Source organism: Bacillus sp. GbtcB14 (genome assembly GCF_019091205.1).
In the GTDB taxonomy this organism is placed as follows: Bacteria; Bacillota; Bacilli; order Bacillales; family Bacillaceae_G; genus Bacillus_A; species Bacillus_A cereus_AG.
Window position 1 is genome coordinate 332068 of sequence record NZ_JAGXJT010000002.1, and the last position, 26763, is coordinate 358830.

Consider the following 26763-nt stretch of genomic DNA (forward strand, 5'->3'; position numbering starts at 1 on the left):
GCACCTCCCTTCAAAATAATAAAAAACACACTCATCCCTAGGAAAGGGACGAATGTGTTTTCGTGGTTCCACCCTTGTTCCAACCTAGACTTATTTCCTTCTAGATTGCTCAAGTTCAGATAACGGCTGATACCGTCAATAATTACTAGATTACTCGTTCACTATTGAAGTTCAAAGGTGGTAAGATCATTTTTCGTGTTAGGAAGCTCACAGCCTTGGCTTCCCTCTCTGTAAACCGTAAAAATGTTCTCATGTCCTTATCGTTACTTTTTCGTTCATATATATTTGTTAATTCATTATACTCGCATAAAACACAAAATCAATACTATTTTTTAATTATTTTAAATTTTCAATCTTAAATGATATAAAAAAACACACTCATCCCTAGGAAAGGGACGAATGTGTTTTTCGTGGTTCCACCCTTGTTCCAACCTAGACTTATTTTCTTCTAGATTGCTCAAGTTCAGATAACGGCTGATACCGTCAATAATTACTAGATTACTCGTTCACTATTGAAGTTCAAAGGTGGTAAAACCATTTCTCGTGTTAGGAAGCTTGCACCCTTGGCTTCCCTCTCTGTAAACCGTAAAAATGATTTCGTGTCCTTGTCATTACTTTTTCGTTCATGTCTATTTGTTAACTTATTATAGTTATCAAATTTTTAAAAAGCAAGCCTATTTTTACTAACTATTTTCAAAATCATTTTTTATTATATTTTACAATAACATTTTGCAATTGCCGCTCGATTTACCTATTTTGTTATTTCTCCAGTTTGTAAATCCATGGTTCATATATAAATATCCTATTCTAAAACACGTAGATACTTACCTTACAAAGATATATCAATAAAGTTTTTTAATACAATCTTTTCGTATAACTTTCTTCTAAAGAACGGGCGACATCTTCTTCAGAGGTGTTTACTTTCGCATGCTCCAGCAACATTTTTGCTGCTGAAGGTAACTCTTTTTTATGTAACCAAGATTCTGGATCCCACATATTAGAACGAATAAACGCTTTTGCACAATGAATATAACACTCTTCTATTTCAACAACAATTCCAAGTAACGGATTGCGTCCATTCGCCTGCATTTCTTGCAAAATGTCTTCATCGTTTGTAATGTACGCTCGGCCGTTTATTCGGAGCGTCTCCCCAAGTCCAGGAATAAAAAAGAGTAACCCTACGTATGGATTTGAAATAATGTTCAAAATGGAATCTATACGACGGTTACCTGGTCTTTCTGGAATAATAATTTGATTATTATTTAATACGTATACAAATCCAGGTGCGTCTCCTCTAGGTGAAGCATCACACTCTCCTATTTTATTTGCAGTAGATAATACTAGAAAAGGAGATTTGGACAGAAAATCTATACAATGGTAGTCTAGTGATGAAATAACTTTTTTCAAAGCTCGCTCACTTGGTTGCCCCAATATTTTCCGTAATTCTTCCTCTGTTGAAATACTCGATTTTATTTCTTTACTCTCTATCCCCACTATTAGTCACTCCCTTTTTCTTTATTTTCCCAAAATTCAATACAAATATTGTATAATAAAATTTGCAGAAAGGGGAATTAAAATGACAGAGTGGTTAACGATATTTGATTCTGAAAAAAATACACTTGGAAAGAAATTACGTGATGAAGTGCATCGTGACGGTGATTGGCACGAAACATTCCATTGTTGGTTTGTAGAAAAAGATGATGAAGATATGTTCTTATATTTCCAATTACGCTCTAAAAATAAAAAAGAGGCTCCGGGTATATGGGATATTACTTCAGCTGGACATATTATGCATGATGAAGATGTACAAATTGGCGGCCTTCGTGAAGTTGAGGAAGAATTGGGGCTTTCCTTTCAAACTACTGATTTAGCATACAAAGGAATCTATAAAATAGATTATGAAATTTCAAACCTTACTGATCGTGAGTTTTGTCATATGTATTTTCACAACGTAATGCAACCACTTCTATTTGCACCAGGTGAAGAAGTAGACGATGTGATGAAAGTACATGCTACCTCTTTTCTACAACTATTAAAAAGAGAGATTTCATCTTTTACGGCTATTTCTGTTTTAAGCAATAAACCGATAACGATAACATTTGAAGATATTTATCCATATGATCTTGAATATTATGAATTTGTTGTAGAACAAGGAAAAGAATTGCTAAAAAATAATAGTTTATAAATAAAATAGGACCCCTAGCTTATAATATCCGGGGAGTCCTATTTTATTTATCATCATTGTTCAAGGAGCTTCAACCTTTTCTCTACTTGTATAAATAAGCGAATAATTAACAACAGCATAACAATCATAACCGCTATCATTGTATGCGGATATCTAAACAGTATACTAATAACACTTCCAATTAACATCATGATGAAACCATTTTGTTTCATCACTTCTGCACTATACCTATTACCCGCATCCCATAGTTCCTTATTTTTCATAGATCGCTTCGTACGATAACCATATGCCGCGTTAATATCTGTCGGTGGATTTTTTTGAAGTATAAGTGCCGCAAGTATAAATATAACACCAATCAATATGCTCATTCCTATGTTTACTAGTGCCTCAATCAATTATCTCCCCCCTACCTTACACTCTCATTATACGACACAACCCTATCGTTTCCAATTTATAACATATTCAATTTCTTTCTTTCGACGTCTGAAACATACTTGGAAGTGTTACAAAACGTGCCCCTTTCGTTTTTAACTGCGGAATGATTTTGTCTAGCGCATCTACAGATCCTTGTAAATGCCCACCTGGAGTTGAATGCTGCAGGATGACACTACCTGGAAATGAATTCCCTAACACATTATTTGTAATCGTATCGGCACTTACACCTTTCCAATCAACTGTATCAACACTCCACTGTACAATCATAAAATTTTGCTCTGTTGCCCACTTCAATTGATTTTCAAGTATTTCACCGTACGGTGGACGAATAAATTTCGGTGCATAACCAGCTAAACGATTTAATATTTCTTCTGTTTTTATAATTTGATTACGGTACTCAGCATCAGTTACTTTCGCTAAATTCGGATGGCTATACGTATGATTGCCAATTACATGCCCTTCATTCGCAATACGCTTTACTACATTCGGAAACTTTTCTGCATTTTCACCAAGCAAGAAGAATGTAGCTTTCACATTATGTTGTTTTAACTTATCTAAAATTTTTGGAGTAAATACTAAATCTGGTCCATCATCAAATGTAAGAGCTACTTCTGCTTTATTGTATGGTCCTGAAAATGCATACGCATATTTTTCGACCCATGAAAATGGTGTCCATGACCCTCGATCCTCTTCTTTCATTTGGGCTTCATAATTTTGAGGAACATGTAATGCGTATGGCATCGCATTTACATAGTCTCCATAATAAAATGAATGATATGGCATATAAGCATACGAAATATTGCGTTCTAACCCCAAAGGAAATGGAACGAACATTTCTGGTGAATAAAAATAATACATGATAAAAACCTCCCTAAAATTTCATATGTGATTCATCTGCACTTTGTTAGAGAAATTCTTATTCCTGAACAAAAATAAGACTGTCCATAATTAGGACAGCCTTACTGATTTATATACTTAATAAATTACTTTACTATCTTTCGGTAATTTTCTTACATGCTTTAAATAACTCGACACTTTGTCATCGTCATCTTGCGGATATTGATATTCATAAGTGTTAGCAATTTCGTTCGCAACTTTCCTAAATAAATCACCCATTACGAAAAATGAATCCCAAATATTTTCATATTCTGCATTTGAAAATGTCCTTTTAAACTGCTCCCAGACATCTTTTTCAACATATTGTTCGAAATACTTTCCAAACTTCCCTGCATTAACTGTAAAGTCTGTTTTCATACCAATATGCGATTCTAGCATTACGATGAACATATCTCGCACCGGACCATCAAGCATCCCTTTCACATAAGAAAGTTCTTCTCTCCATAACCCTTTTGCCACATTCGTACTACACCACCAAAATTCATTACAGCAATCTAAAAACTCTTTTTCTGTAGGCATTTTTATTAAGTAGTCTTTATCGCTTACTGGTGGAAATTCAACAATACAATTATCTTTATCCAGAAGCAGTTTACTTAAACTATCTTGTCCAACGAACTTATTTATCAAATCAAATGGAACGAGCGTTAAATCAATCCGATTCCCATCCATGAACTGCATTAAATACGGAAATTTCCCGTCTTCATCAGCTGGAAGTAACGACATTTCTTCCGGCATTTGAACAATCATTATTTCTCCAAATCTATGAATCCAATTATGATTAGAAGTAAAAGATTGTATATCATGTACAACATACATAATATCATAATCTTGAAAACAGTCTTTTTTCACATTTGGATTTACACGTGATCCATTCATGATGACTGCTCGAATTCTTTCATCCTCTTTTGCTGTATTTATAATTAAGTCTAGCATTTCTTTTTCAGTTCTCATCTATTCCTAACCTCCAATTTTTATACAAACTTATATTGTTATGTACGTTGGAGGTCCACGAGCTAACTGCGTTGCACACAATACATGTTATAATTTTTGAAACTTCTTTTTCATCCCTTTTACCTCCTTACATCACTCTTTTACGACTGCCATTACAAATCCATCATACCCTTTACTTCCGACAGTTTGAAGCGCTGTAGCACTTACACGAGGCTCCGCAGCTATTAGCTCATAGAAACGGCGTATCCCTTGTACACGAGGGTCATTACTAGTATTGTCAATAACTTCTCCTTCACGTACTACGTTATCCCCAATAATTACAGTACCAGGGCGTGATAGTTTCAGTGCCCACTCAAAATAAGCAGGGTTATTTTGTTTATCAGCATCTATGAAAATAAAATCAAATGGTTCATACTTCTCATTTTCTATTTGTTTTAAAGAATCTAACGCTAATCCTACTCGTATTTCAATTCTATCATTCAAATTGGCATGCTCAATATTGCTACGTGCAATTTCAGCATGCTTTTCACTTGCTTCTAATGTAACAATTCGTCCTCCAGATGGCAATGCTCTTGCAAGCCATATCGTGCTATATCCGCCTAGAGTACCAATTTCTAAAATGTTCCGAGCTCCTTGAATTTGTACTAATAGTTGCAAAAACTTCCCTTGCGTTGGCGATACATCATGTGCTGGTAAATTAGCTGCAACGTTTGCTTGAAGAACTTCTTCTAATGTAGAATCTCTCGGTATTAATACATCACTCATATATTGATCAACAGCCGTCCATTTCTCAATCGTACTCATGTAAATACCATTCCCTTCAATTTCTCAATACTTTTTTACCATTCACTTTCGATTATACCGAAAATTTTGTCTCATATACAAAAATAAAGAAAGGACATCTCCTCCATTACAGAATAGATGTCCCTTCTTTTGTTTATACATTTATCCCTTACGGATTAGTAGACCAAAGTCCAGCTGATTTAATAAATGTACGTTTATTTAATTTCAGCTGCGCTACGATAAACTCTGCAATATCTTCTGCTTGCATTACTTTATCTGGGTTTCCATCAGTTAATCCTAAATCTACAGCCATATCAGTTGCTACTGTACTTGGCGTTAAAGCTGTTACACGAATGTTATGCTTACGAACTTCCATCGCTAACGATTCTGTTAAACCAAGAACACCAAATTTAGAAGCACTATATGCACTTGTTACAGGTGCACCTTTTTGTCCTGCTGTAGATGAAATGTTAATAATATCACCAGATTGTTGTTCAATCATGCTTGGTAAAGCGGCACGAGTTGCATAGTATACACCCATTAAGTTTACTTGAATGATTTTTTCCCAATCAGCAACGTCTAATTCTAAAAACTTACCGAATTTAGAAATACCAGCGTTATTAATTAAAATATCGATAGATCCTAAACCATTTTTTAACGTTTCAATTGCAGTCGTTACCTCTTCATATGAAGATACATCAGCAGTCGCAATAACAGCTTTTACGCCTTCTGCTTCTACTTCTTTCGCTACAGCTTTTAAGTTTTCTTCTGAACGAGCTAAAAGACCGACATTTACGCCTTCTTTCGCTAATGCAATTGCTACAGCACGACCAATCCCTCTACCTGCTCCTGTAATTAAAGCATTTTTACCTTGTAATAATTCTGCCAAGTATAACACTCCTTAATCATTTCAGTTGTTTATTATATTAAAATTGTATCTATGTTTATGTAAAAAGGCAATGATGCACTTTCATGTGCGTAGGTTACTTATAGGTAACTATAGAAAGTTTTTATTTATAAGTCTCATGTTTTTGCCATTATTCATGTAAAATAAAAATAAATCCAGCATAGGAGAGTGTATGTGTATGAAAAGAAAAAAATGGTTCTTATCACTAACTGCAGTCGGACTTTGCATCATATTTTTCGGGATATACTTTGCATTTGGTAATCCTCTAAACTATAAAGTTATAGAAAAAGATACTAGTGATTACCTTCATACTATAAAAGGCTACAAACAAGAAGATATACAAAGTATCACCGGAAAATATACTCCCCTTTATAATATCGGCTATTATGCAATAGTAGTATATAAAGACGAACCTTATTTTACATACTCTTATACATACGATAATAATAAAAAAATAATACAAGACGACAGCATTTTAGGAAGACATACTGAGTCATTTGAAAATCTTAATTTAAAATGGTCATTGTTTGACGAGTTAGTAGATGGTATTCATACAAACTTGCAAGGAAGAGGTTTAAGAGAAAAGAAAGATTATTCTATACGCAGCGTTCAATTCATTGATGTAGATGATGATAAAAACGGTGCAGAAGCATATGTTGACTTTAAGAAAGATAAAGAATCAGATTATTCATACCGTATGAATAGCGAAGGAAAAGCTTATCAATATAGTTGCAGTAACGGTAAATGTATTTTTAAAGAGAAATAGTGTTAGAAGATATCCCCCCTAACACTATCTCTCTTTATACTTAGGAATACACACAATAAATTCCGTACCATTCCCTTCCTCACTCTCGACTTTTATTTCTCCTTGATGAAGGTCGAGTACCTTTTTTACGATAGCTAAACCTAATCCACTTCCTCCATAAGTACGATTTCGTGAAGAGTCCGCTTTATAAAAACGCTCAAAAATATGTTGTTTCTGTTCTTCAGATATACCAATTCCAGTGTCACGAATACGTATTTCTACGAATTTCTCATATTCTTGTAACTGAATTGTAATTGTGCCACGACTTGGCGTAAATTTAATACTATTATGAATTAAATTAATCCACACTTGACTCATACTTTCTTGATCCGCAGTTATATGCACTTTTTCTAAATCAAGGTCTAATTCAATTTCTTTTTCAGCCCAGAGCGGTTCACTATTTAACACAGTTTGCTTTAACTGTTGATCTAATCGATAAGTCACTCTTTCTGGTGTATACTCTTCCGACTCTAAAAGAGTTAGTTTCAGTAAATTTTGGCTTAGTTTAGATAATCTCGTCGTTTCCGTTTCAATAATGGTAAGATAATGCTTTCGTTTTTCCTCGGAAAGATTGTTATCTTGTAGTGCTCTAGCAAATCCTTTTATAGAAGTTAAAGGTGACTGTATTTCATGAGAAACATTCGATACAAATTCCTGGCGCATTTTCTCCATCGCATTCAGTTCATCTGTCATATCATTTATACTTTTTACGAGTACACCAATTTCTCCATCATACTTTTCTTCATTTCGTATTTTTACGGAGAAGTCTCCTTTTGCAATTTTTTGTATCGGTTCAATAATAGTCCAAATCATTGCCTGTCGTTTTGGCCTCATTAATATCCCAAACAATGTCCAAATAAGAACAATAAATACAAAACCGACCATATCACTAATTAGAAAGGCAACAAACGACGATACGTTTACTTCAAAAGCATTCAATATACTAGTTGCTACATAAAATGCGATAGACCAAATTATAGTGAGAAAAGAAAAAAGCGCTAATACCGCCCCCGTTACTTTCAACACCTTCAACTTACTCATTCGTTTTCTTTTCCTCATTTACTTACCTCTAAGCGATACCCTAATCCTCTTATCGTTTTAATACTAAACTTCGACTTCTCTTCTTGAAACTTCTCACGTAGTCGATTAATATGAACGTCTAATGTACGTTCATTCCCTTCAAAATCATATCCCCATACATCTTCAATTAACTGCTCTCTCGAACAAGTTCTTCCTGCTTTAGAACCTAAAGTAAAGAGCAATTCAAATTCTTTTAGCGGTAATGTGACTGTTTGTTCTCCAGCTGTAACTTCAAATGTTTTACGATTTAACAGTACATTCCCAATTTGAATCGATTGCGACACTGTAATTTGGTAACGCTTCAATAACGCCTTAACTCTCACTACTAGTTCTATAGGATCAAATGGTTTTACAAGATAATCATCCGTGCCAAGGTGAAATCCTTTTACTTTTTGAGACGTTTCCCCTTTAGCAGTTAGCATCAAAATCGGAATATCATAGTACTTCCTTAATTCAAAACATACATCAAATCCATCCATATTTGGCATCATGATATCAAGAACAACCATATCAACTTTTACTTCGTCTATTTTCTGAAGTGCATCTAGTCCATCAATTGCCTCATATGTTTGAAAACCTTCTCGTTCTAAAAATACTGAAACAAGTTCTCTAATATGTGGATCATCGTCCACTATTAAAATGTTAGGTATCAAAGAAACCATTTCCTTTCTAATTCGCATCCTTTATAAAACTTTTAAAAATGAATCATTAGTGGAGTAAAAACCCCACTGATGATTCATTTTATACTACGCCCTCTTTAATTTTCAATTGTTGCGTTGCAAATTCACGATACATATCATGTGTCTGTAATAATTCATCATGTGTACCGCTTCCTGTAAGATTCCCTTTTTCTATAAAGATAATTTTATCTGCATCCACGACAGTAGAAAGTCTATGTGCAATAACTAACGTTGTTCTGCCTTTCATTAAGTTATTTAATGCCTTTTGAACGACAGACTCAGATTTACTATCTAGACTGGAAGTTGCTTCATCTAACATAAGAATTTGTGGATTTCGAAGTAATGCTCGGGCAATGGCAATTCGTTGTCTTTGCCCTCCAGAAAGCTTCACACCACGTTCTCCAACTTCCGTTGCGTATCCGTTTGGCAAATCATGAATAAATGCATCAACATATGCCATCGCTGCTACTTTTTCAATTTCTTCATCTGTCACTTCGCCCTCAACACCGTAACAAATATTATCACGAATCGTTCCATCAATTAACGGACTATCCTGTGAAACGTAACCAATTTGACGTCGCCATGACTGTAGTGAATAATTCTTGATTGAGTCTTTTCCTAATTTAATAGCACCGCTAGTTGGCTCATAAAAACGTTCTAACAGTGAGAATAACGTCGTTTTTCCGCTACCACTTGGTCCTACGATTGCTGTTATTTTTCCTGATTCAATTGTGAAATCAATATTGTTTAAAACTTGCTCTTCTTCGTTATACTCGAAATGTACATTTTCAAGAACGATTGGCTGCTTAGCATTTGTAACCTTCACACCAGTTTCATGATCTTCTACTTCATATTCTAAAATAGTATTAATTCTTTCCGTTGCACCAATTGCCTTTTGGAATTGTGTAAAGAACATAGATAATTGACTCATCGGCATTATAATTTGAACTAAATATAAAATAAACGCTACTAGTTCTCCTGTTGTTAATGCACCGCTAGAAACTCGCATTCCACCATATCCTACGATAATAACAAGCAATGCCATTAAAACAAACGACATAACTGGTGAAATTAACGCTTGCACTTTTCCCTCTTTCAAACCAAATTGTAATAGCTTTTCAATACCTTTATTTCCAGTTTCATATTCCTTTTTTTCTGTGTTCGAAGACTTCACTAAACGAATTTCTGATAACACTTGTGTTAATACACTAGTAAAAGAAGCCGTTTCATCTTGAAGTGCTTTTGAAATCTTATACATTTTTCGTCCAAGTGGAACTAAAATTAGTACTGATAATGGAATAACTGTTAAAAGTAACAGTGTCATTTTCCAATCTAAAACAAATAATACAATTAATGATCCAACAATTGAAATACCGCCTGTTAATAAGTTTGACAAATGCTCAGAAATTAATGTTTTCACAACTCCTGTATCATTTGTCATACGGCTAATTGTATCACCTGTTCTATTTTGATCATAATAAGTTACCGGTAATATAAGCACCTTTTTCCACAAACGTTCTCTCAGTCCAGCTACGATCTTCTGTCCTATATAATTTAGTAAATATATAGACAATCCTGCAGCTATAGTTTGCATAATAAAGAATGCAACTAGCCCAACAATTTGTCCTGTACTTATTGACGAAAGTGAAAAATTATCTACTAATCCCTTCGTTAACATCGGAATAAATAAACTCGCTCCCGTAGAAAGCAAACTCATTAATAACGCAAAAGCAAGAATCCCTTTCGGAGGATTTGTATCTTGAATAAGGCGTAAAAACTGCCTCCAACTCCCTTTTTTCTTCATTTCATTTTTAACTTCCATTATGTTCATCTCCTCGTGTTAAACCAAACTGTTCTTTCTAAAAATAGAATACAACACAAATGTAAACTGAATGTAAACACACTTTTTCTGTTTTTACAAAATATACATACAAACGCATCTTTACAACAGATATAAACATCTGATATTATTACCTAGTGCTAAATATTATTCTATGTCAATTATAAATAACTAATTTACAATACTATATAAATCTCCCGTTATTGAAAGGAGTATCCTTTTTGCAAACAAATATTCATTCCGAAAAGGAAACAATTATTTTTATTCATGGTTTAGTCGGCAATCGTCGTGCCTTCAAAAAAGAGCATAAACGATTTTCCGCCTCTTACAACGTTATTACTTATGACTTACTAGGTCACGGCGATGATAAAGGAGAAGCTATCGAATTTTCATTACAGCGCCTCGTTGATCAATTATTGAACTTATACGAAAAAGAAGGCATTAAAAAGGCTCATATTTGCGCTTTAAGCTACGGTTGTTATATCTCTACCATTTTTGCACAAATGCATCCAGAAAAAGTTTTGAGCATTTGTCATATTGGTGGACATTATAATAATCCTTCCCTTTTATATAACGTATTTCAAAAGTTTTGGGAGAAGCGAGGAGACGATTATTCTAAATGGCTCTCTCAATACGCAAATACCATTTTTCCAAGTGGCATACTAAAGGCAAATCCGTTCGCAGTCATTTCAAGAAATATTTATTATCGTTTTGGATTGCAATTACATTCATCAATTATTGCCCAATCATTACGACACCGGTTAGAATTCGATTTAAAATCTAAATTAAAATCACTTCCCCAACCTATACTATGGGTAATGGGTGAACATGATCATCTCTATAAATCTTGTCTTTTTGATTTAAAATCCATTCTTCCTAACGTTTTATATAAAGAAATTCCGTTAGCAGGACATGCAGCAAACTTATTTCGCCCTAACTATTTCCATGACCTATACGCTCGATTTTTAAATGGGAAGTTACAGTGAAAACTATTACATCCCAATTTATTAAACTATAAAAAGGCTTCCCAAGTTTCCCTGGAAAGCCTTTTCTCTATACGAAAAGTATATAAACTACTTTTTCTTAGTATGCTTTTGTGTAACCTAACATGTGCTTGCTCCAGTAAGAGTTGCTTACTGAACTAATACGTACACCAGTTGCATCAGTTTCTGCACTAATGAACTGTCCGTTTCCTAAGTAAACGCCCATGTGAGAAGGACCTGATTTATAAGTATTTTGGAAGTATACTAAATCACCTGGTTGTGGATTGCTAGTTTTTGTTTTAGAGCCCCAGTATCCAGCAACTGTTTGACGAGCACCTTTATGACCAGTTTGATTTAATACGTAGTGAATGAACCCACTGCAGTCAAAACCAGCAGGTGTTATACCAGCAGTTTTGTATGGTGAACCATTTAAAGATCTAGCGAATCCAGCGATTGAAGATGTATCTCCACCTGTTGATGGTTTTTGTACGTCTTTACCTGGTTGTTGAACGTTATTTGTAACGTTATTGTTATTTGTAACGTTGTTTACTCCGCCTTTTACAAACTTAACGAAGTCTGCACTTACGTAACCTGTGCGGCCGTTATGGTTAATTTTGTACCAGCCATTTTCAGCGCCAGTAACGTTTAATACTTTACCATTTGTTACGCCACCGATTACAGCGTTGTATGTAGCTGGGCCTGTACGTACTTTTAAAGCACCAGTGTTAACAACATAAGAACCACCAGTTTGAACTGTAGTAGTGTTGTTGTTTGTAGTTGGTTGTTGTGTTTGGTTAGATACAGCAGAACCACCTTTTGTTACGAAGTCTTTGCTTACGTATCCAGTTCCACCATTGAAGTTGATTTTAAACCAATCTTGTACTTCACCAACAACTTGTACTGTTTTGCCTTTATTTACAGAACCTAATACTGTATGAGATGTACTTGGGCCTGTACGTACGTTAAGTGAAGAAACGTTTACTGTGTAAGTACCAGTTCCTTGTTGAACAGTAGTTCCTGTTTTACCACCAGTCGTTACGAAGTCACCACTTACATAACCAGTTTGACCGTTTACAGTTACTTTGAACCAGCCATTTTCTTGTCCAATTACTTGTAGTACTTGACCTGATTTCACTTTAGAAATCACGTTATGTCCTGTACCAGCACCTGAACGAACATTTAATACATCAGCAGTTACTGTGTATTTTAAGTCAGATTTTGTTTCTACAGTTTTTGTTTCAGTTACAGTCGTTTGATTTTGAGTTTGATTTTGTCCATTAATTTCTTTTAGCGCCTCATTTGAAACTTGTGCCTGAGCAGAATCCATACCTGGAACTGCAACACCCACTACTGAAGCTGCTGCTAAACCTGCAATTACTTTTTTCATAAGTTGTCTTTACTTCCTTTCCCTACTATCCTCTTTAAAAAACTTATAAACTTAATACTTTACAATATTATCAAAGTAAAATATTCATTAAGTTCCATTTTTTAACAAGAGTTTTATTTTTCACACAGAGTTCATTTTAAATGAATGAAGTGAATTCCGTGTGAACTTCATGTGAACTTTACCATTAAACGCAATGCTTTTGCAATGATTTTTTCAAATTCCTTATGTATTTCATTGAAAATTCGACATGTCATTCATTATTTTAATATATATTTTTCTTTTTCTATCCAATTTGAAAAACTCTATTAATCTAATACAATGCAAAGAATGTAGTTCCTAGTAAAGTTCCTTCCATAAAAGCATACTCTAATCATGACAAAAAATGCTTTTTTTATCAACAGTATAATATTTTCAGAAAACTTTTTTTAAATACTATCTATCGTTTTTAAAAGATTTGACGATTTGTAAGATTTAACTTCAAAAATTCTGTTCTAATTTGACGAAAATGTACATTCCACTAACTATTTTTCACTGTATATGGAATTTTTAGGATATATATATTATCATATATATAGTGGTATCTTACTCCATACAAGTATGATTCACCCTACCCGGAAACCAATCGAACTTTTACAGGTTGATATTCTCCACGTAGCATTGAATTTTGAGATGGAAGTCTTATTGCCTGCAAATATAGGGATTAAAGAAGGAGGTATATTTATGAAAAACATAATAGATGATCCTATAAATAAAAATATAGAACTGTACTATACTTTTTTTCAATTCGTTTCAATTATTACCTTACAAAAAATATCAACTATTGAAATACGTAAAAACGAATTAAAAAATCAGATGAAAAATTCCTATCAAAAAAACCCTTACTATTTATAAAAGGTGAACAGATTATTTTTCTGTTCACCTTTTATCCCGCATTAACTGCACGTAAAAGCCCGATTGGTGAAGGCTAATAATCAGTGGGGGGATGAACAACTCCCCCACTGATTAAAGTTTCACTTTATCGTTCCTACATTATTTATAAATTTTCACACGGTTTTCTAAAGGTTGGTATTCTTTTTCACCTGCAGTTACCACCGGTTTACCAAACGGCATTTGCGCAGTGAGATTCCAGCTTTCTGGAATCTCCCATTCTTTTCTCACTTCTTCATCAATTAATGGATTGTAATGCTGCAATGTAGCACCAAATCCTTCAATTTCTAAAGCTGTCCAAATTGCAAATTGTAACATTCCTGAAGATTGCTGAGACCAAATTGGAAAATTCTCTTTATATAATGCAAAGTTTTCTTGCAGTTCTTCCACCACTTGACTATCTTCAAAATATAAAACCGTTCCATAACCACTTTTAAATGCATTCATTTTTTCTTCAGTAGATGCAAAGTTATTTTCAGGTACAATTTTTCGTAACGTTTCTTTCGTAATATCCCATAACTTATCATGTTGTTCTCCTAGCAAAACGACAACGCGAGCGCTCTGAGAGTTAAAAGCTGAAGGTGTATGTTTTACGGCATGATAAATCACTTCTTGAATTTTCTCATCAGAAACTACTTGCTCTTTACTAATCGCATAAATAGATCTTCGGTCTTCAATTGCTGAGTAAAAATCTTTTGCCATCTTAATTCCCTCCAATTTTCATTTGAGGCTTTTTCATATGTATACATCATGTTCGCCTCTCGAAACTTATCATTAATAAGTCTCTAACTTTATACTATCAACAAACAATACTAAACTCAAATAATAACACTCACATTTTTTACCTTTTTATTTCCTAATGCTAAAAATAAAAAGACAATTTATTGTTACCTATAATAAGTAACAACAAACTGCCTTTCTTATATGATGATCTAACTCAGTATTTCACTTAATTAACTAAGCCAAATGCATAAGACATTAGCTTATTTGTCTCTGTAAAACGCTTCGTTTTACCTTTCGTACCCATTACAACTGTAATAATACGAGTATCGCCTTGTTTTGCTGTACCCGTAAAACAATACCCTGCGCTATCTGTGAATCCTGTCTTTAATCCGTCTATTCCTTCTATATATAAAGCTTTATTATTTTTGTTTAACATATCATTTGTACTTATAACATTAATATTATTAAATGCTAACTGACTTTGACGTAAATGAGTCACTTCTAATATTTCTGGATAATCTTTTATAAGATGATACGCCAAGTTTGCTACATCAGCAGCTGTCATCTTCGTCTCACTTCCATCAGGTTCTTGTAGTCCTGATGCATTTGCGAATTTAGCATACTCCGACATTTTTAACTGCTTCGCTTTTGCATTCATAAGCTGAACGAAATCTTTCTCCGTTTTTGCCATATGTTCTGCTAAAGCTACAGCCGAATTATTTGCTGATTCAATCATTAATGCATGGTACAAGTCTTTAACAGTCAATACGTCATTAACTTGGACTGGGATTCTCGCACCCTCTGTTTGTGCCGCTTTCGCACTCATTTTCACCGGATCTTCCCAGCGAACTTTCCCATTATGTACATTTTCTAATAGAAGATATGCTGTCATCATCTTAGACATACTTGCTGGCGCAAAGGCTTCATTTTCATTATGTTGATAAATAATATCTCCATTACTCGCATCGATAATCATAGCTGCTTTTGCATCAATTTCCGGTGGTATGTACTTTGGTGGCACTACTTTTTCAGTTAATCCTGTTTTAGGTAGTTCTGCCACTTGTAAAGGTTGTCCCTCTACCTTTGTTGCACTCTTTTGAGTTCCTTGGAATAAGAACCAACATATCCCTAAAATAATGACTACTAGGATCGTCAGCCTTCCCCATTTTAACCGCTTCATTTCAAAACTCCTTTAGCAAACCTTTTATACACTCACATTTAACCATAACAATAATTACTTTATATCGTCAAGGTAAAAAGCATATTTATTCATCTAATACATTTATGATACACTGAAAATATCGAAATATAAGAATATTGATTGATAAATCATCGTAAATTGACTATTTAATAGAAAGGATTCTTACAATGTTACTTCCAAAACCTTTAAAATACGGAGACACAATCGGTATCTATTCACCCTCTTCACCAGCAACCTACACTTCTCCAAAAAGATTTGAACGAGCGAAATCTTACTTACAACAGAAAGGATTTCACATATTAGAAGGTTCACTAACAGGGCGATATGATTATTATCGTTCTGGCAGTATACAAGAGCGTGCTGAGGAACTGAATGCTTTAATAAGAAATCCTAATGTAACTTGTATTATGTCAACAATTGGCGGTATGAATTCTAATTCATTATTACCCTATATTGATTATGATGCTTTTCAAAACAACCCTAAAATAATGATTGGCTATTCAGACGCAACAGCTTTATTACTAGGGATTTATGCAAAAACAGGAATCCCTACATTTTACGGTCCGGCACTCGTTCCCTCCTTTGGAGAATTTGAGCCTTTTGTAGATTATACATACAAATATTTTGCAGAGATATTACTACATGATCAAGTGCTTCCTTACAACATAAAACAACCTTTATTTTGGTCAGATGAATTTATTAATTGGGAAGAGAAAACGAGAGAAAAAGAACTTAGACCAAATAATTGGATTTCTGTAACAAATGGACAAGCTACTGGACGTATTATTGGCGGAAACTTAAATACAATGCAAGGAATTTGGGGTAGCTCTTATATGCCAAGCATTCAAGAAGGAGATATTCTATTTATTGAGGATAGCTCAAAAGATGCAGCTACTATTGAAAGGAGCTTTTCATTACTTAAGGTCAACGGTGTATTTGAAAAAGTTTCAGGTATTATTCTTGGAAAACATGAGCAATTTGATGATTGTGGTACAAATCGCAAACCTTACGAAATATTATTAGAAGTATTGCAAAATCAAAGAATTCCTTTACTAGCTGACTTTGATTGTTGTCATACCCATCCAATGATCACTATGCCTATAGGTGTTCAAGTGAACATGGATGTAACCAATAAAACAATACATATTTTAGAAAAATGGAAGATATAAAAAAACGCCTATATTATAGGAAGAAAATATTATAAACTTTCCATTAGAAAACATAAAAAAGCTCCGTTCATCACAAACGGAGCTTTTTTATTATTGTCCTAAATTTTGGACCTTGTCTTTCAATTCACGAACTTGATCTACCGTCTGCATAAGCTCAGAGTTTTTAAATTGCTCTACATCCACTTTCCCTTCTTCTATCTTTGTCATCGCCGTATCAATTAATGTATTTAACTTTTCATTATATCCGACGATTTGCTGATGAAGATCCTTCGCTACATCCGGTGGCGTTAATTCATTGAATGCGGGTATATCTTGTTTAATTTCACTAAGCTTCGTTTCTAATTCGTTTCGAGCTTCGCTATCATTAACGGCCTTTTCAGCTAATGCTGGCGCATCATTTGCAAATGCACTTATTTCATTTACATAGTCTGTCGCTTTTTGAGCATAATCTATGGAATTCTTTCCTTGTTCAACTAGTGAACATCCCATTAAACCAATTGAAACTATACATACTAATAAAATTGATTTGATTTTCATTTTAAACTCCCTTCGTCATTATACTTGTCTGTAATCTTCTTTATCATAACTTCTAGCTAAATCACCTACAACCTTTTTCAAATAGCTATTTAACCACTCACATGCCCTATTATCGTTACAACATCTATTTCTATATGTACGCTAATAATATCTTCAATTATATCCATATATCCTTGTCCTATAGCTGCTCCATAGTGTAATGTAAGCCCCTTCTTTTCATACACTGACTTTGGCACTGAAAAAATAAATCTCCTCAAGTTTCTTTCATCAGCAGGCTCCATAATTAAAACAATTCCATCCTCTTCAAACATATACACTCGCCCTCCAACTTTACATTCACTATGGCTCAGTATTGCCTTTGTCAGCTAAATTTAAAACCAAAAAATAAGTTGCACATCGCTCTATAATTAAAATAAGAAGCATTAATTTTTTTTAAAAGGTTTAATGCTTCTTCAAAACTTTGATTTAACTGTCCATAATCCGTATTATGCGAATTATTTCAATTCCCCTCAATTCTTCATTTCTGGACAATATAGAGTACATCAGTTTCAGATAAACCAAATTTCCTAGCACTTCTCATTCCTTGTTTTTCAGCTATGTTATACAATTCCACCTTAAATCCTACATTCATTAATCGGTGTATAAATCCTAATCGATTATAAATTCTTACATGTTCTTCATGACCAAAAGCTAATCTTCTCAATTTTGGCGTTACAATTAATTCATTCTCTATAATACTATCTACATTCATTACGATTGGCGCTTGAATAATTCCCCATCCATTTGTCTTTAATACTCTATATAACTCTCTCATCGCTTTTTCATCATCTTGAACGTGCTGTAATACATGACCACATAAAATCACATCAAATGTATCATTTTCATATGGAATTGTAGTAACATCAATTTCCTGCATTAATGGATCATTCGGTTCAATATCTCCACATACATATGTAATGTTTTTATATTGCCCAAGCCAGCCTCTTAATTTCTCTTCTGGTGCAATATGAAGCATAGTAGCATTTTCACCTAATAAATTTGTTTCCATTTCAATATATTCACGATATAACCTTTCACGATCCATCGAATCACATACCGGACAAATCCCCGTATCTTTATTCCACATTTCAAATTTATATTTCGGAAAATCGTAATGTGCTGGCCAAGGAGAAAATTTTTCAAATTGTTGATTGCAAAATTGACAATAACATACATCTTTCTCAAATATACGATTAACTAGCTTATTTAGTCCTTTATCTATCTTTTCATTATAAATTTGATTTAATTGTCCATTTTTTACTGCATCCTTCATTAGGAACGCTGTATTTTCCAGACAATGAATTAAGCACTCTTTATAATCTTGCTCACAATTTAAAAACCCACTATTATACGCATCTATTATTAATTCCATCCATTCTTCCATTGCTCTTAACTTACATTGCATTTCACTTTGATTTTGCCCACCATATTGTCTAAAATAACTAAGAGGTTCCTCTATATAAACTACTTTTCCTTTCTTCATCATATCTAGCCATGTGGCAATATCATGAATAGCAGAATAAGCCTTCCCCTTAAAACAACCAAAATCCCCTCCAAAAAACTTCCGATTAAACAGAACTGTTGTAGGCCCCCCAACTACATTTTTTAAACTTTTCAACATATAATTCCCTAATTCTTCCCCTTCAAAAAGTGTAGTTTCTTTGGCGATTTTCATATTCAGTGCTGACGGTGGCAATACTTCTCCATTCTCATCGATTCGTTCCCGATATGACGTCACAAATGAAATATTTTCTATTCTAAAAAAACAATTCATCATTTTTTTAATCTTTTCCGGATGAAATAAGTCATCATCTAATAAAAAATTAATATAATTTCCATTTGCAAGTTCTATACATTTATTAAAGCTCTCAATTTCTAATGAAGTTTCATTTTTAACATAAGTAATACATTCATATTCACTTAAATATGGTTGAATCATCGCGTGAACTTCACCGTTCGTACTTTCGTCAGAGATTATTATTTCAATATTTTCATATGTTTGATTCAATGCACTTTTTAGAGCTAATTCTAAGTAATGAAGTTTATTGGAGGTAGGAATAAGTATACTAACTTTCGGTAAATGAGAGTTGTTATTTCTATACTGTTTTTTCTTTTCTATATTTATTTCCTTTAGCTTAATTTTTCGATAGTAGTCTAATGTATATAATGTTGATGGTGGAACAAATTTTCTTGCATAATCTAGAAAATTTGTTATTGCTTTATATAATTCTTTTTCCGTAGATAAAAAACCATACTTTTCTCCCATTATAATACTATGTGAAAAATCTTCTAATCCATCCATAAGTTTATTGGATTCATTCAACTGTTGACCTGAATGTAATCGGAAGTAACTAAGTGTCTCCGCTATATACACTGCTTTTCCCTTACTTAATAAAGATAACCATGAGGCAATATCCACGTTGCATAAATACCTCCTGTTATCAAACATACCATACGCTTCTTTCAAATCACTCTTTCGAAATAACACCGTCGTAGGTTCTCCTATATAATTCTTTTGATTTACAATTACCCTATTTCCTAATTCTGTCCCGTCTAAAATCGTATCATTTTCAAATAGACGTATAGTTGAATAAATATGTCGTAATTCTTTTCCTTTATCATCAATTACTTGACGATGGGATGTCACAAGTTTAATTTCATTATTCAAATCATTAACATAATATTTCATCATTTTTTCAATTTTATCTACATGAAACATATCATCATCCATTAAAAAGTTAATATACGCGCCGTTTGACTCGTTAAATAACATAAGTGCATTTTCGAATTGTCCAAGGGTTGACCTATTTTTTATATAAATAATATTTGAATGATTACACATATATTTTTGTATAACCTTTTCTGTTTCGTCATTCGTACTATCATCCCCAATGATGATTTCTATATTAGAATATGTTTGTTCTAACACACTACATAATGCTTGTTCAAAGTAGCATGGACGATTATAAGTAGGAATTAATACACTTACCAACGGAATTTGATCTATCGCCTCTTCACTTTTTCCAAAACGATTTCTCATCTTATTCCTCCACCTTTTCGCATAATATTTATATACGTACGCGACACAAAGTCACATGACTAAAACCATATAGAACTTTTATGCAAGTCTGAAATAAAATATCCTACTTTTTACTCCTATATATAAACATTCAATAATACAGTCCATTGATTAGCTATTTATTATCCATATAATTACTATTATAAAATAATGTAGAGCCAAATATTTAATCAGAGGGGCTTACCATCCGCAAATGGCGGGATAAATCTATACCTTAAAAAGAATAATATATATTTCTTAACAAAAAAATAGCTACACCATTAGGCATAGCTATTTTTACAATTATTACTTATTCAAACTATATTCCTTTATCTAACTCATAAAGTTTACGATACTTTTCATTTTCTTTCAGAAGTTGTTCGTGACTACCTTGCATCACAATTTGACCACGATCAAGGAATATTACTTCATCAACATGCTCAATTCCTACAAGATGGTGCGTAATCCAAATAACAGTCTTTTCTTCTGTTGCAGAAAACATCGTTTCTATTAAAGATAATTCTGTCTTTGGATCTAAGCCGATCGTAGGTTCATCCAGTACAATAATTGGAGCCTCTTGCATTAACGTTCTAGCAAAAGCAACCCGTTGTCTTTCTCCACCAGAAAACCTTTTTCCCATTTCATGCATTTTTGTTTGCAATCCATCTGGAAGAGAAGCTATATGCGAAGCTAATTGTGCTTTCTCTAAAGCTGTCCATATCTCTTCATCCGTAGCCTCTGGTTTACCGATTCGCACATTATTTCCAATTGTCGTATCGAATAAATGCGGCTTTTGATTCAATACAGAAATATATTTTGATAAAAGATTCGTATGAGCATGTTCACCATTCAATAAAACTTCACCATGTAACGGGTTTAGCGCACCTGCTAACAATTTTAACAAAGTAGATTTTCCTGTTCCACTTCTTCCTAAAATGGCGATTTTCTTTCCTGCCTTTATTTGCAGTGATACTTCTTTCAATACAAAGTCATTACTATCTGGGTAACGATACGATACATTATTTAATTCAATGTCTATATGTTTTGATGCAACATAATCTTTATCCTCATGTAATTCCTTTTCATCCTGTAAAACATCATTACCTTCTACTTTATTTAGACGATGAGCAGATTCTACATATGATGGAATTCGATCGATAGCATCTGAAAGAGGAATAAGCGCGTTTGTGACTGATAACGTCATTAAGACGAAAGCCGCAATAACGGTAGGTGCAATCTGTTCACTTGCCGCCTCATTTCCAGTCCATATAATCATTGAAATAACCACAATTCCCACTACTAATTGAATGATACTGTCCCGAATATGATTCCAGCGTTTCATTCTTTTTTCCGTTTTTAACAACTGATTATTTTGCTCTACATACTTTTCAATGAATTCATCTTTTCTACCACTTGCTTGCCAATCAGATAATCCAAAAACAGCGTCTGTTAATTGTTGGTACAAACGGCTTCTTCCTTGTTTTAAAGTAACATGATGTCGCTTCATTAAAAGTAATGATACAAACGGAAGCAGAAAGACAATAATAGCCAACATACATGCTGCAATAAGTGCAAATACTATATCAAATGCACCGATAACAAGTACGAATATGCTATATACAACTAATGCTAATAAACTAGGAAATATTGTGCGTAAATATAGGTTTTGCAAATGCTCTATATCTTCGGATAATATACCTAACATATCGCCCGTTTGAAATCGTGAACGGAAAAATAATGCCTGCGGTTCTACTATTCTGTATAGTTTTGTTCTCATCTTTTCTAATATGCGTAGTACGACATCGTGTCCAACTAAACGCTCTAAATAATGAAATACCGCTTGTCCTATACTAAACGCACGTGTTGCAACGATAGGAACATATACAGCCATTACATTTTCTGGTCTAAGAGCAGATTTAGAGATTAAATAACCTGAAATGAAAAGTAACATCGCACCTGAACTAACTCCAAGAAGACCAAGGAAAATAGTTAAAGTCATTCTACCTTTATTTTGTTGTATATAAGGTTTAATCCAGTTACTCATCTCTATCCCCTCTCTTTCCGGTGAAAATGTAATGCCTCATTCTTTAAAAGTTCTTCATACGTTCCGCTTTCTATCATTTCCCCTTTATTTAAAATAAGAATATAATCCATCTGTTTCATCCAGTGAAGACGATGTGTTGCAAGAAATACTAGCTTACCTTCAAACAGACGTAACATCGCTTGCTTTATTTCAAATTCAGTTTCAATATCAAGATGTGCTGTAGGCTCGTCTAATAAAATAATTGGCTTTTTACTTACAAGTGCACGCGCCATAGCGACACGTTGTTCTTGCCCGCCACTAAGCATACGTCCACCTTCTCCAATTCTTTCGTACATCCCATTCGGAAGCGATGTAACGAGCGAACGAAGACCAACTTCATTAATCACTCTTTCCACTTCTTCATTAGTTGTATTTGTCTCATAGAAACAAATGTTATCTTTTAATGAAAGCGGGAAAATATAAGGTTGCTGCGGAATATAAGCAATATTCTTTTGCCAATCTTCACGAGTAGACCCGTTAATTTCCACACCATTTACGATCATCTTTCCACCCGAAGGAGTTAAAAACCCTGCTAATACGTCGATTAACGTCGATTTCCCTGCCCCACTTTCACCAATTACACCTATAGCGCCGGTGCCTTTCCAAGTAAAATCAATTCCCTCTAATATAGCTTTTTCAGATTCATCACTCTTTACTTTTACATCTTGTAATTTCAAGTTACTAGAGGAATTCCATATTAAATCTACATTTGATTCTTTTTTTCCTATTTCTTTTTGTTGCTGTAAAATCTCTTCTATTTGCTCCATTGCAAGTTGTCCATCTAGCGTAGCATGATAATTCGCTCCAACTTGTTTAATCGGCAGAAAATATTCCGGAGCTAATATTAAAATCGTAAGGGCTGGCAATAGTACAATTGTCCCATCTATTAAACGTATCCCTAATCCGACTGCCACAAATGCGATTGATAAACTCGTAAAGAAATCTAATGCAAAAGAAGAAAGAAAAGCAACTCGCAAAGTACGCATCGTTGCTTTTCTATACCTTTTACTTACTTTTTCAATCTTTCCTTCGTGCTGTTTACTTTTACCTAAATACTTTAATGTTTCTAATCCTTTTAACGTATCTACAAAGTGATTAGAAAGAACACGATATGTTTCATATTGGCTATCCGCCATTTTCTGCGCTGCTAATCCTAGTAGGATCATAAATATTATTACGATAGGAATCGTTACAACTAAAATGATTCCAGATTCAATATCTTGCGTAAAAACATATAGTACAATTAGCCCCGGTACGATACTACTTCTAATCATTTTAGGAATTGTTAATTCAATATATGTTTTAAATTTCTCAATACCTTCTATCGATAAGGTAACCAAATGACCTGTTCCAGCAGTTTGAACATACCGTGGACCTAATGTGAAATATGCCTCTATTAATTGTTTTCGCAGTAGCGATCCTGTTTTTTCAGCGAAACGTTCCACTAATATTTGTGATACTCGAACTAGCATGTGACGTACTGCAAACGCGATTCCAAAATAAATCGTTTCATTTAACACAGATTGCACAGTTTCTCCTTGAAATAAAAACGTAATAGCCCGTGCTAAAAACACTGTTTGTGCAATAATACTTAAAGCTTCTAAAATGCTAATGATTGTTAACACTACATATAAAACTCGGCTACCAGGATACGATGGAAGTCCTCTTTTTCTTTTCATTAGTACTCCAAATCTTTATCTGACTTAACAGGTTGTCTAAACACATAGAAACTCCATATTTGACTTCCCAAAACAAATGGCAATATAGCAATTGAAAAATACGTCATCAGTTTTAGTGCATAATCTCCTGATGCTGCATTATAAATTGTTAAATCGTATATTGACCCTAACGAGCTAATTAAGACACGTGGGAACATGCCGGCAAACACACTCGCACTTAGTAAAATGATTGTTAAACTCGTCATAACGAAAGCCCAACCATCTCTTCTTCTTTTATTTAATACTGTTGACACACATAATGCTACAAAAGCTCCAATCGGAACCATAATCCACTCTGTACCATGACCAGTGAAAATATCTGTTTTCCATAACCCTACACCGGCAAAAATAAGAAGTGCTATAATTGCAAGTGGTGCAATTTTCAACGCGGCAATACGTGCACGTTCTCTTAACTTACCTGTTGTACGTATAGTAAGGAATTGTAAGCCATGAACAATACATAACAGAAGGAACATAACTCCTCCAAGTAATGCAAATGGATGAAGTAAATGTAAGAATCCACCTACAGCATTTTTCGTCTCATCAATTGGAATACCTACCATAAAGTTAGCAATCGCAACTCCCCAAAGGATCGGCGGTAGCAAACTTCCTAAAAACATACCCCAATCCCAAAAACCTTTCCATTTATGATTATCTATTTTCGCACGGAATTTAAAGGAAACACCTCTAATAATTAAAGCAAGAAGCATAAATACAAACGGAATGTAAAACCCGCTAAATAAAGTTGCATACCAGTGCGGGAATGCTGCGAACATTGCTCCACCTGCACAAACAAGCCATACTTCATTCGCGTGCCAAAATGGACCAATTGTATTTAAATATATTCTTTTCTCTAAATCGTTTTCCCCTAAAAACCTTGAAACTATACCTACACCGAAATCGAAACCTTCAAGTACAAAGAAGCCTACGAATAAAACTGCAATAATGATAAACCACAACTCATTAAGAGATAACATACTCTTCCTCCTTATCAAATGGATCATGGCTTTGAGAATCCTGTTTCGTTTTCTTATTTTCATGTCCTTTAATGACACGAACGAATAAGTAAACAGTAATTCCTCCTATAATTAAATATAGTGATGTGAATGAAACTAAAGAGAATAATACTTCTCCGAACGTAACATTTGGAGATACAGCATCTTCCGTTTTCATAACACCGAAAACTACCCAAGGCTGACGTCCCATTTCAGTCATAATCCATCCTACTGTATTACCGATAAACGGTAGTGCAATTGCATACACCATTAATTTTAAATACCAAGTTTTTTCAGCTAAACGATCTTTTCTTGATAAGAACCATCCGTATGCTCCTAGAAGAAGCATAAATGTTCCACTGATTACCATCGCTCTAAAACTCCAGAACATAGTGTGTACTGGCGGTATATAATCTCCAGGCCCATATTTTTCTTCATATTGTTTTTGAATTTGATTCATTCCTTCTACTTGACCACTAAATTTATCATATGATAATAGACTTAGCATATAAGGGATTTGAATTTCAAACGAATTTTCTTGCTTCTCTGCATCAATTTTCGCAAATACTGTAAATGGCGCTGGATCTTCACTCGTATTCCATAACGCTTCAGCTGCTGCCATTTTCATTGGATGTGTCTTAATTAATTGTTGTGCTTGCGCATGACCGAAGAATAATACTAGCGCAGTTGTAAGTGTTCCAACAATGATAGAAATGCGGAACGATTTTTTAAACACTTCAGTTTCTTGAGCTTTCGTTATTTTCCATGCACTCACACCTGCAATAAAGAATGCACCAGTTGCAATCGCCGCTGTAATTGTATGCGGGAATTGTACCCATAATTGTGGATTTTGAATAATTGCTAAGAAATCATTCATTTGTGCACGTCCATCTGCTGCCATTTCATATCCTACTGGCGATTGCATAAATGCACTTGCAGTTAAAATCCAAAATGCTGATAACATTGTTCCAATTGAAAGGAGCCAAATACATAAAAGGTGAACGCGCTTCGGCAATTTATCCTCACCGAATACCCATAAACCTAGGAATGTAGACTCAATAAAAAATGCTAATAAACCTTCAATCGCAAGTGATGGACCAAACACATCACCTACGAAACGTGAATAGGTTGACCAGTTCATACCAAACTGGAATTCTTGTAGAATACCCGTTACTACACCTACCGCAAAGTTTACAAGGAATATTTGTGTCCAAAACTTCGTCATCTTCTTATAAATTTCTTGTCCCTTTACCACATATAACGTTTGCATTAATGCAATGATAAAAGCTAAACCAATAGACAGTGGAACAAAAAAGTAATGGAAAATCGTTGTTGATGCGAATTGTATTCGTGCCAATTCGAGCGTTTCCATACTACAAT

24 protein-coding genes and 2 other annotated features are annotated in these 26763 nt (G+C 34.0%); of the genes, 5 read left to right on the forward strand and 19 right to left on the reverse strand.

Features of this window, described 5'->3' with window-relative positions; all coding sequences use genetic code 11:
- Window positions 1–41: 41 nt before the first annotated feature.
- Window positions 42–273: a binding site (T-box leader), on the reverse strand.
- A gap of 115 nt (window positions 274–388) precedes the next feature.
- Window positions 389–621, reverse strand: a binding site (T-box leader).
- A gap of 234 nt (window positions 622–855) precedes the next feature.
- Window positions 856–1494 (reverse strand): pyridoxamine 5'-phosphate oxidase family protein, encoded by a 639-nt coding sequence (locus KVT31_RS06685; RefSeq protein WP_088096071.1) that lies wholly within the window; start codon window positions 1492–1494, stop codon window positions 856–858.
- Window positions 1495–1576: 82 nt separating this feature from the next.
- On the opposite strand from KVT31_RS06685, the gene KVT31_RS06690 reads away from it, so the two are divergent.
- Complete coding sequence (locus tag KVT31_RS06690; RefSeq protein WP_088096070.1) at window positions 1577–2185, forward strand: NUDIX hydrolase; 609 nt, start codon at window positions 1577–1579, stop codon at window positions 2183–2185.
- Between the two features lie 53 nt (window positions 2186–2238).
- Here KVT31_RS06690 and KVT31_RS06695 read toward each other — a convergent pair whose 3' ends face one another.
- The 5 genes from KVT31_RS06695 to KVT31_RS06715 form a co-directional block, all read right to left on the reverse strand.
- Complete coding sequence (locus KVT31_RS06695) at window positions 2239–2577, reverse strand: SdpI family protein (RefSeq protein WP_140392440.1); 339 nt, start codon at window positions 2575–2577, stop codon at window positions 2239–2241.
- Between the two features lie 70 nt (window positions 2578–2647).
- Window positions 2648–3478 carry a peptidoglycan-N-acetylglucosamine deacetylase gene (locus KVT31_RS06700; RefSeq protein ID WP_088096068.1) on the reverse strand — a complete coding sequence of 277 codons (831 nt, stop codon included), beginning with the start codon at window positions 3476–3478 and terminating at the stop codon, window positions 2648–2650.
- 117 nt (window positions 3479–3595) lie between these two features.
- Entirely contained in the window at window positions 3596–4468 is an 873-nt protein-coding gene (locus tag KVT31_RS06705; protein ID WP_088096067.1) for an aminoglycoside 6-adenylyltransferase, read from the reverse strand.
- Between the two features lie 132 nt (window positions 4469–4600).
- Entirely contained in the window at window positions 4601–5272 is a 672-nt protein-coding gene (locus KVT31_RS06710; protein WP_088096066.1) for an O-methyltransferase, read from the reverse strand.
- Window positions 5273–5420: 148 nt separating this feature from the next.
- Window positions 5421–6140, reverse strand: a complete 720-nt coding sequence (locus tag KVT31_RS06715) for a 3-ketoacyl-ACP reductase (RefSeq protein WP_000818985.1) — start codon at window positions 6138–6140, stop codon at window positions 5421–5423.
- 190 nt (window positions 6141–6330) lie between these two features.
- Between KVT31_RS06715 and KVT31_RS06720 the strand changes: the two genes are divergently transcribed.
- Window positions 6331–6924 (forward strand): DUF3139 domain-containing protein, encoded by a 594-nt coding sequence (locus tag KVT31_RS06720; RefSeq protein ID WP_088096065.1) that lies wholly within the window; start codon window positions 6331–6333, stop codon window positions 6922–6924.
- 24 nt (window positions 6925–6948) lie between these two features.
- On the opposite strand, the gene hitS is transcribed toward KVT31_RS06720, so the two are convergent.
- From hitS to KVT31_RS06735, 3 genes are all read right to left on the reverse strand, one after another.
- Complete coding sequence (gene hitS / locus KVT31_RS06725; protein ID WP_098342775.1) at window positions 6949–8022, reverse strand: envelope stress sensor histidine kinase HitS; 1074 nt, start codon at window positions 8020–8022, stop codon at window positions 6949–6951.
- A complete protein-coding gene (gene hitR / locus KVT31_RS06730) occupies window positions 8019–8696 on the reverse strand; it encodes an envelope stress response regulator transcription factor HitR (protein WP_000612742.1) in 678 nt (225 codons plus the stop codon). Before hitR ends, hitS begins: the two co-directional genes overlap by 4 nt.
- 88 nt (window positions 8697–8784) lie before the next feature.
- On the reverse strand, window positions 8785–10545 hold the full coding sequence (locus tag KVT31_RS06735) for an ABC transporter ATP-binding protein (RefSeq protein WP_088096064.1): 1761 nt from the start codon (window positions 10543–10545) through the stop codon (window positions 8785–8787).
- A gap of 239 nt (window positions 10546–10784) precedes the next feature.
- Here KVT31_RS06735 and KVT31_RS06740 point away from each other — a divergent pair, with 239 nt between their 5' ends.
- Window positions 10785–11549, forward strand: coding sequence for an alpha/beta fold hydrolase (locus KVT31_RS06740; protein ID WP_088096063.1), 765 nt, complete (start codon window positions 10785–10787; stop codon window positions 11547–11549).
- Window positions 11550–11646: 97 nt separating this feature from the next.
- On the opposite strand, the gene entFM is transcribed toward KVT31_RS06740, so the two are convergent.
- Window positions 11647–12933 carry an enterotoxin EntFM gene (gene entFM, locus KVT31_RS06745; RefSeq protein ID WP_088096062.1) on the reverse strand — a complete coding sequence of 429 codons (1287 nt, stop codon included), beginning with the start codon at window positions 12931–12933 and terminating at the stop codon, window positions 11647–11649.
- Between the two features lie 720 nt (window positions 12934–13653).
- On the opposite strand from entFM, the gene KVT31_RS06750 reads away from it, so the two are divergent.
- A complete protein-coding gene (locus KVT31_RS06750; protein WP_140392424.1) occupies window positions 13654–13824 on the forward strand; it encodes a DNA mismatch repair protein MutT in 171 nt (56 codons plus the stop codon).
- Between the two features lie 138 nt (window positions 13825–13962).
- Here KVT31_RS06750 and KVT31_RS06755 read toward each other — a convergent pair whose 3' ends face one another.
- Both KVT31_RS06755 and KVT31_RS06760 read right to left on the reverse strand, forming a co-directional pair.
- The gene (locus KVT31_RS06755; RefSeq protein WP_088096061.1) at window positions 13963–14562 is read right to left on the reverse strand and encodes a nitroreductase family protein; all 600 of its coding nucleotides are present in this window, start codon (window positions 14560–14562) and stop codon (window positions 13963–13965) included.
- A 247-nt stretch (window positions 14563–14809) separates the two neighbouring features.
- Window positions 14810–15763 carry a D-alanyl-D-alanine carboxypeptidase family protein gene (locus KVT31_RS06760; RefSeq protein WP_088096060.1) on the reverse strand — a complete coding sequence of 318 codons (954 nt, stop codon included), beginning with the start codon at window positions 15761–15763 and terminating at the stop codon, window positions 14810–14812.
- 188 nt (window positions 15764–15951) lie between these two features.
- Between KVT31_RS06760 and KVT31_RS06765 the strand changes: the two genes are divergently transcribed.
- Window positions 15952–16953, forward strand: coding sequence for a S66 family peptidase (locus tag KVT31_RS06765; protein ID WP_088096059.1), 1002 nt, complete (start codon window positions 15952–15954; stop codon window positions 16951–16953).
- Window positions 16954–17043: 90 nt separating this feature from the next.
- Here the strand turns inward: KVT31_RS06765 and KVT31_RS06770 are convergent, their stop codons facing one another.
- The 7 genes from KVT31_RS06770 to cydA all read right to left on the reverse strand — a co-directional run bounded on the left by KVT31_RS06770 (window position 17044) and on the right by cydA (window position 26755).
- On the reverse strand, window positions 17044–17490 hold the full coding sequence (locus KVT31_RS06770; RefSeq protein ID WP_088096058.1) for a DUF6376 family protein: 447 nt from the start codon (window positions 17488–17490) through the stop codon (window positions 17044–17046).
- A gap of 89 nt (window positions 17491–17579) precedes the next feature.
- Window positions 17580–17801, reverse strand: a complete 222-nt coding sequence (locus KVT31_RS06775) for a hypothetical protein (protein WP_000461288.1) — start codon at window positions 17799–17801, stop codon at window positions 17580–17582.
- Window positions 17802–18007: 206 nt separating this feature from the next.
- Window positions 18008–20569: a glycosyltransferase gene (locus tag KVT31_RS06780; protein ID WP_088096057.1), complete on the reverse strand. Its 2562-nt coding sequence runs from the start codon at window positions 20567–20569 to the stop codon at window positions 18008–18010.
- Window positions 20570–20906: 337 nt separating this feature from the next.
- Entirely contained in the window at window positions 20907–22631 is a 1725-nt protein-coding gene (cydC, locus tag KVT31_RS06785; RefSeq protein WP_088096056.1) for a thiol reductant ABC exporter subunit CydC, read from the reverse strand.
- Between the two features lie 2 nt (window positions 22632–22633).
- The gene (cydD, locus tag KVT31_RS06790; protein ID WP_088096055.1) at window positions 22634–24349 is read right to left on the reverse strand and encodes a thiol reductant ABC exporter subunit CydD; all 1716 of its coding nucleotides are present in this window, start codon (window positions 24347–24349) and stop codon (window positions 22634–22636) included.
- The gene (gene cydB, locus KVT31_RS06795) at window positions 24349–25365 is read right to left on the reverse strand and encodes a cytochrome d ubiquinol oxidase subunit II (RefSeq protein WP_088096054.1); all 1017 of its coding nucleotides are present in this window, start codon (window positions 25363–25365) and stop codon (window positions 24349–24351) included. The genes cydD and cydB overlap by 1 nt, the downstream gene beginning before the upstream one ends.
- A complete protein-coding gene (gene cydA / locus KVT31_RS06800) occupies window positions 25352–26755 on the reverse strand; it encodes a cytochrome ubiquinol oxidase subunit I (RefSeq protein WP_088096053.1) in 1404 nt (467 codons plus the stop codon). The genes cydB and cydA overlap by 14 nt, the downstream gene beginning before the upstream one ends.
- Between the last annotated feature and the right edge of the window lie 8 nt (window positions 26756–26763).

Excerpts from the sequence above, each read along its gene's own strand:
- KVT31_RS06690 (WP_088096070.1), top strand. The coding sequence starts at position 1,577 with ATGACAGAGTGGTTAACGATATTTGATTCTGAAAAAAATACACTTGGA.
- KVT31_RS06700 (WP_088096068.1), bottom strand. The coding sequence starts at position 3,478 with ATGTATTATTTTTATTCACCAGAAATGTTCGTTCCATTTCCTTTGGGG.
- KVT31_RS06705 (WP_088096067.1), bottom strand. The coding sequence starts at position 4,468 with ATGAGAACTGAAAAAGAAATGCTAGACTTAATTATAAATACAGCAAAA.
- KVT31_RS06710 (WP_088096066.1), bottom strand. The coding sequence starts at position 5,272 with ATGAGTACGATTGAGAAATGGACGGCTGTTGATCAATATATGAGTGAT.
- KVT31_RS06720 (WP_088096065.1), top strand. The coding sequence starts at position 6,331 with ATGTGTATGAAAAGAAAAAAATGGTTCTTATCACTAACTGCAGTCGGA.
- hitS (WP_098342775.1), bottom strand. The coding sequence starts at position 8,022 with ATGAGGAAAAGAAAACGAATGAGTAAGTTGAAGGTGTTGAAAGTAACG.
- KVT31_RS06735 (WP_088096064.1), bottom strand. The coding sequence starts at position 10,545 with ATGGAAGTTAAAAATGAAATGAAGAAAAAAGGGAGTTGGAGGCAGTTT.
- entFM (WP_088096062.1), bottom strand. The coding sequence starts at position 12,933 with ATGAAAAAAGTAATTGCAGGTTTAGCAGCAGCTTCAGTAGTGGGTGTT.
- KVT31_RS06750 (WP_140392424.1), top strand. The coding sequence starts at position 13,654 with ATGAAAAACATAATAGATGATCCTATAAATAAAAATATAGAACTGTAC.
- KVT31_RS06755 (WP_088096061.1), bottom strand. The coding sequence starts at position 14,562 with ATGGCAAAAGATTTTTACTCAGCAATTGAAGACCGAAGATCTATTTAT.
- KVT31_RS06760 (WP_088096060.1), bottom strand. The coding sequence starts at position 15,763 with ATGAAGCGGTTAAAATGGGGAAGGCTGACGATCCTAGTAGTCATTATT.
- KVT31_RS06765 (WP_088096059.1), top strand. The coding sequence starts at position 15,952 with ATGTTACTTCCAAAACCTTTAAAATACGGAGACACAATCGGTATCTAT.
- KVT31_RS06770 (WP_088096058.1), bottom strand. The coding sequence starts at position 17,490 with ATGAAAATCAAATCAATTTTATTAGTATGTATAGTTTCAATTGGTTTA.
- KVT31_RS06775 (WP_000461288.1), bottom strand. The coding sequence starts at position 17,801 with ATGTTTGAAGAGGATGGAATTGTTTTAATTATGGAGCCTGCTGATGAA.
- KVT31_RS06780 (WP_088096057.1), bottom strand. The coding sequence starts at position 20,569 with ATGAGAAATCGTTTTGGAAAAAGTGAAGAGGCGATAGATCAAATTCCG.
- cydC (WP_088096056.1), bottom strand. The coding sequence starts at position 22,631 with ATGAGTAACTGGATTAAACCTTATATACAACAAAATAAAGGTAGAATG.
- cydD (WP_088096055.1), bottom strand. The coding sequence starts at position 24,349 with ATGAAAAGAAAAAGAGGACTTCCATCGTATCCTGGTAGCCGAGTTTTA.
- cydB (WP_088096054.1), bottom strand. The coding sequence starts at position 25,365 with ATGTTATCTCTTAATGAGTTGTGGTTTATCATTATTGCAGTTTTATTC.
- cydA (WP_088096053.1), bottom strand. The coding sequence starts at position 26,755 with ATGGAAACGCTCGAATTGGCACGAATACAATTCGCATCAACAACGATT.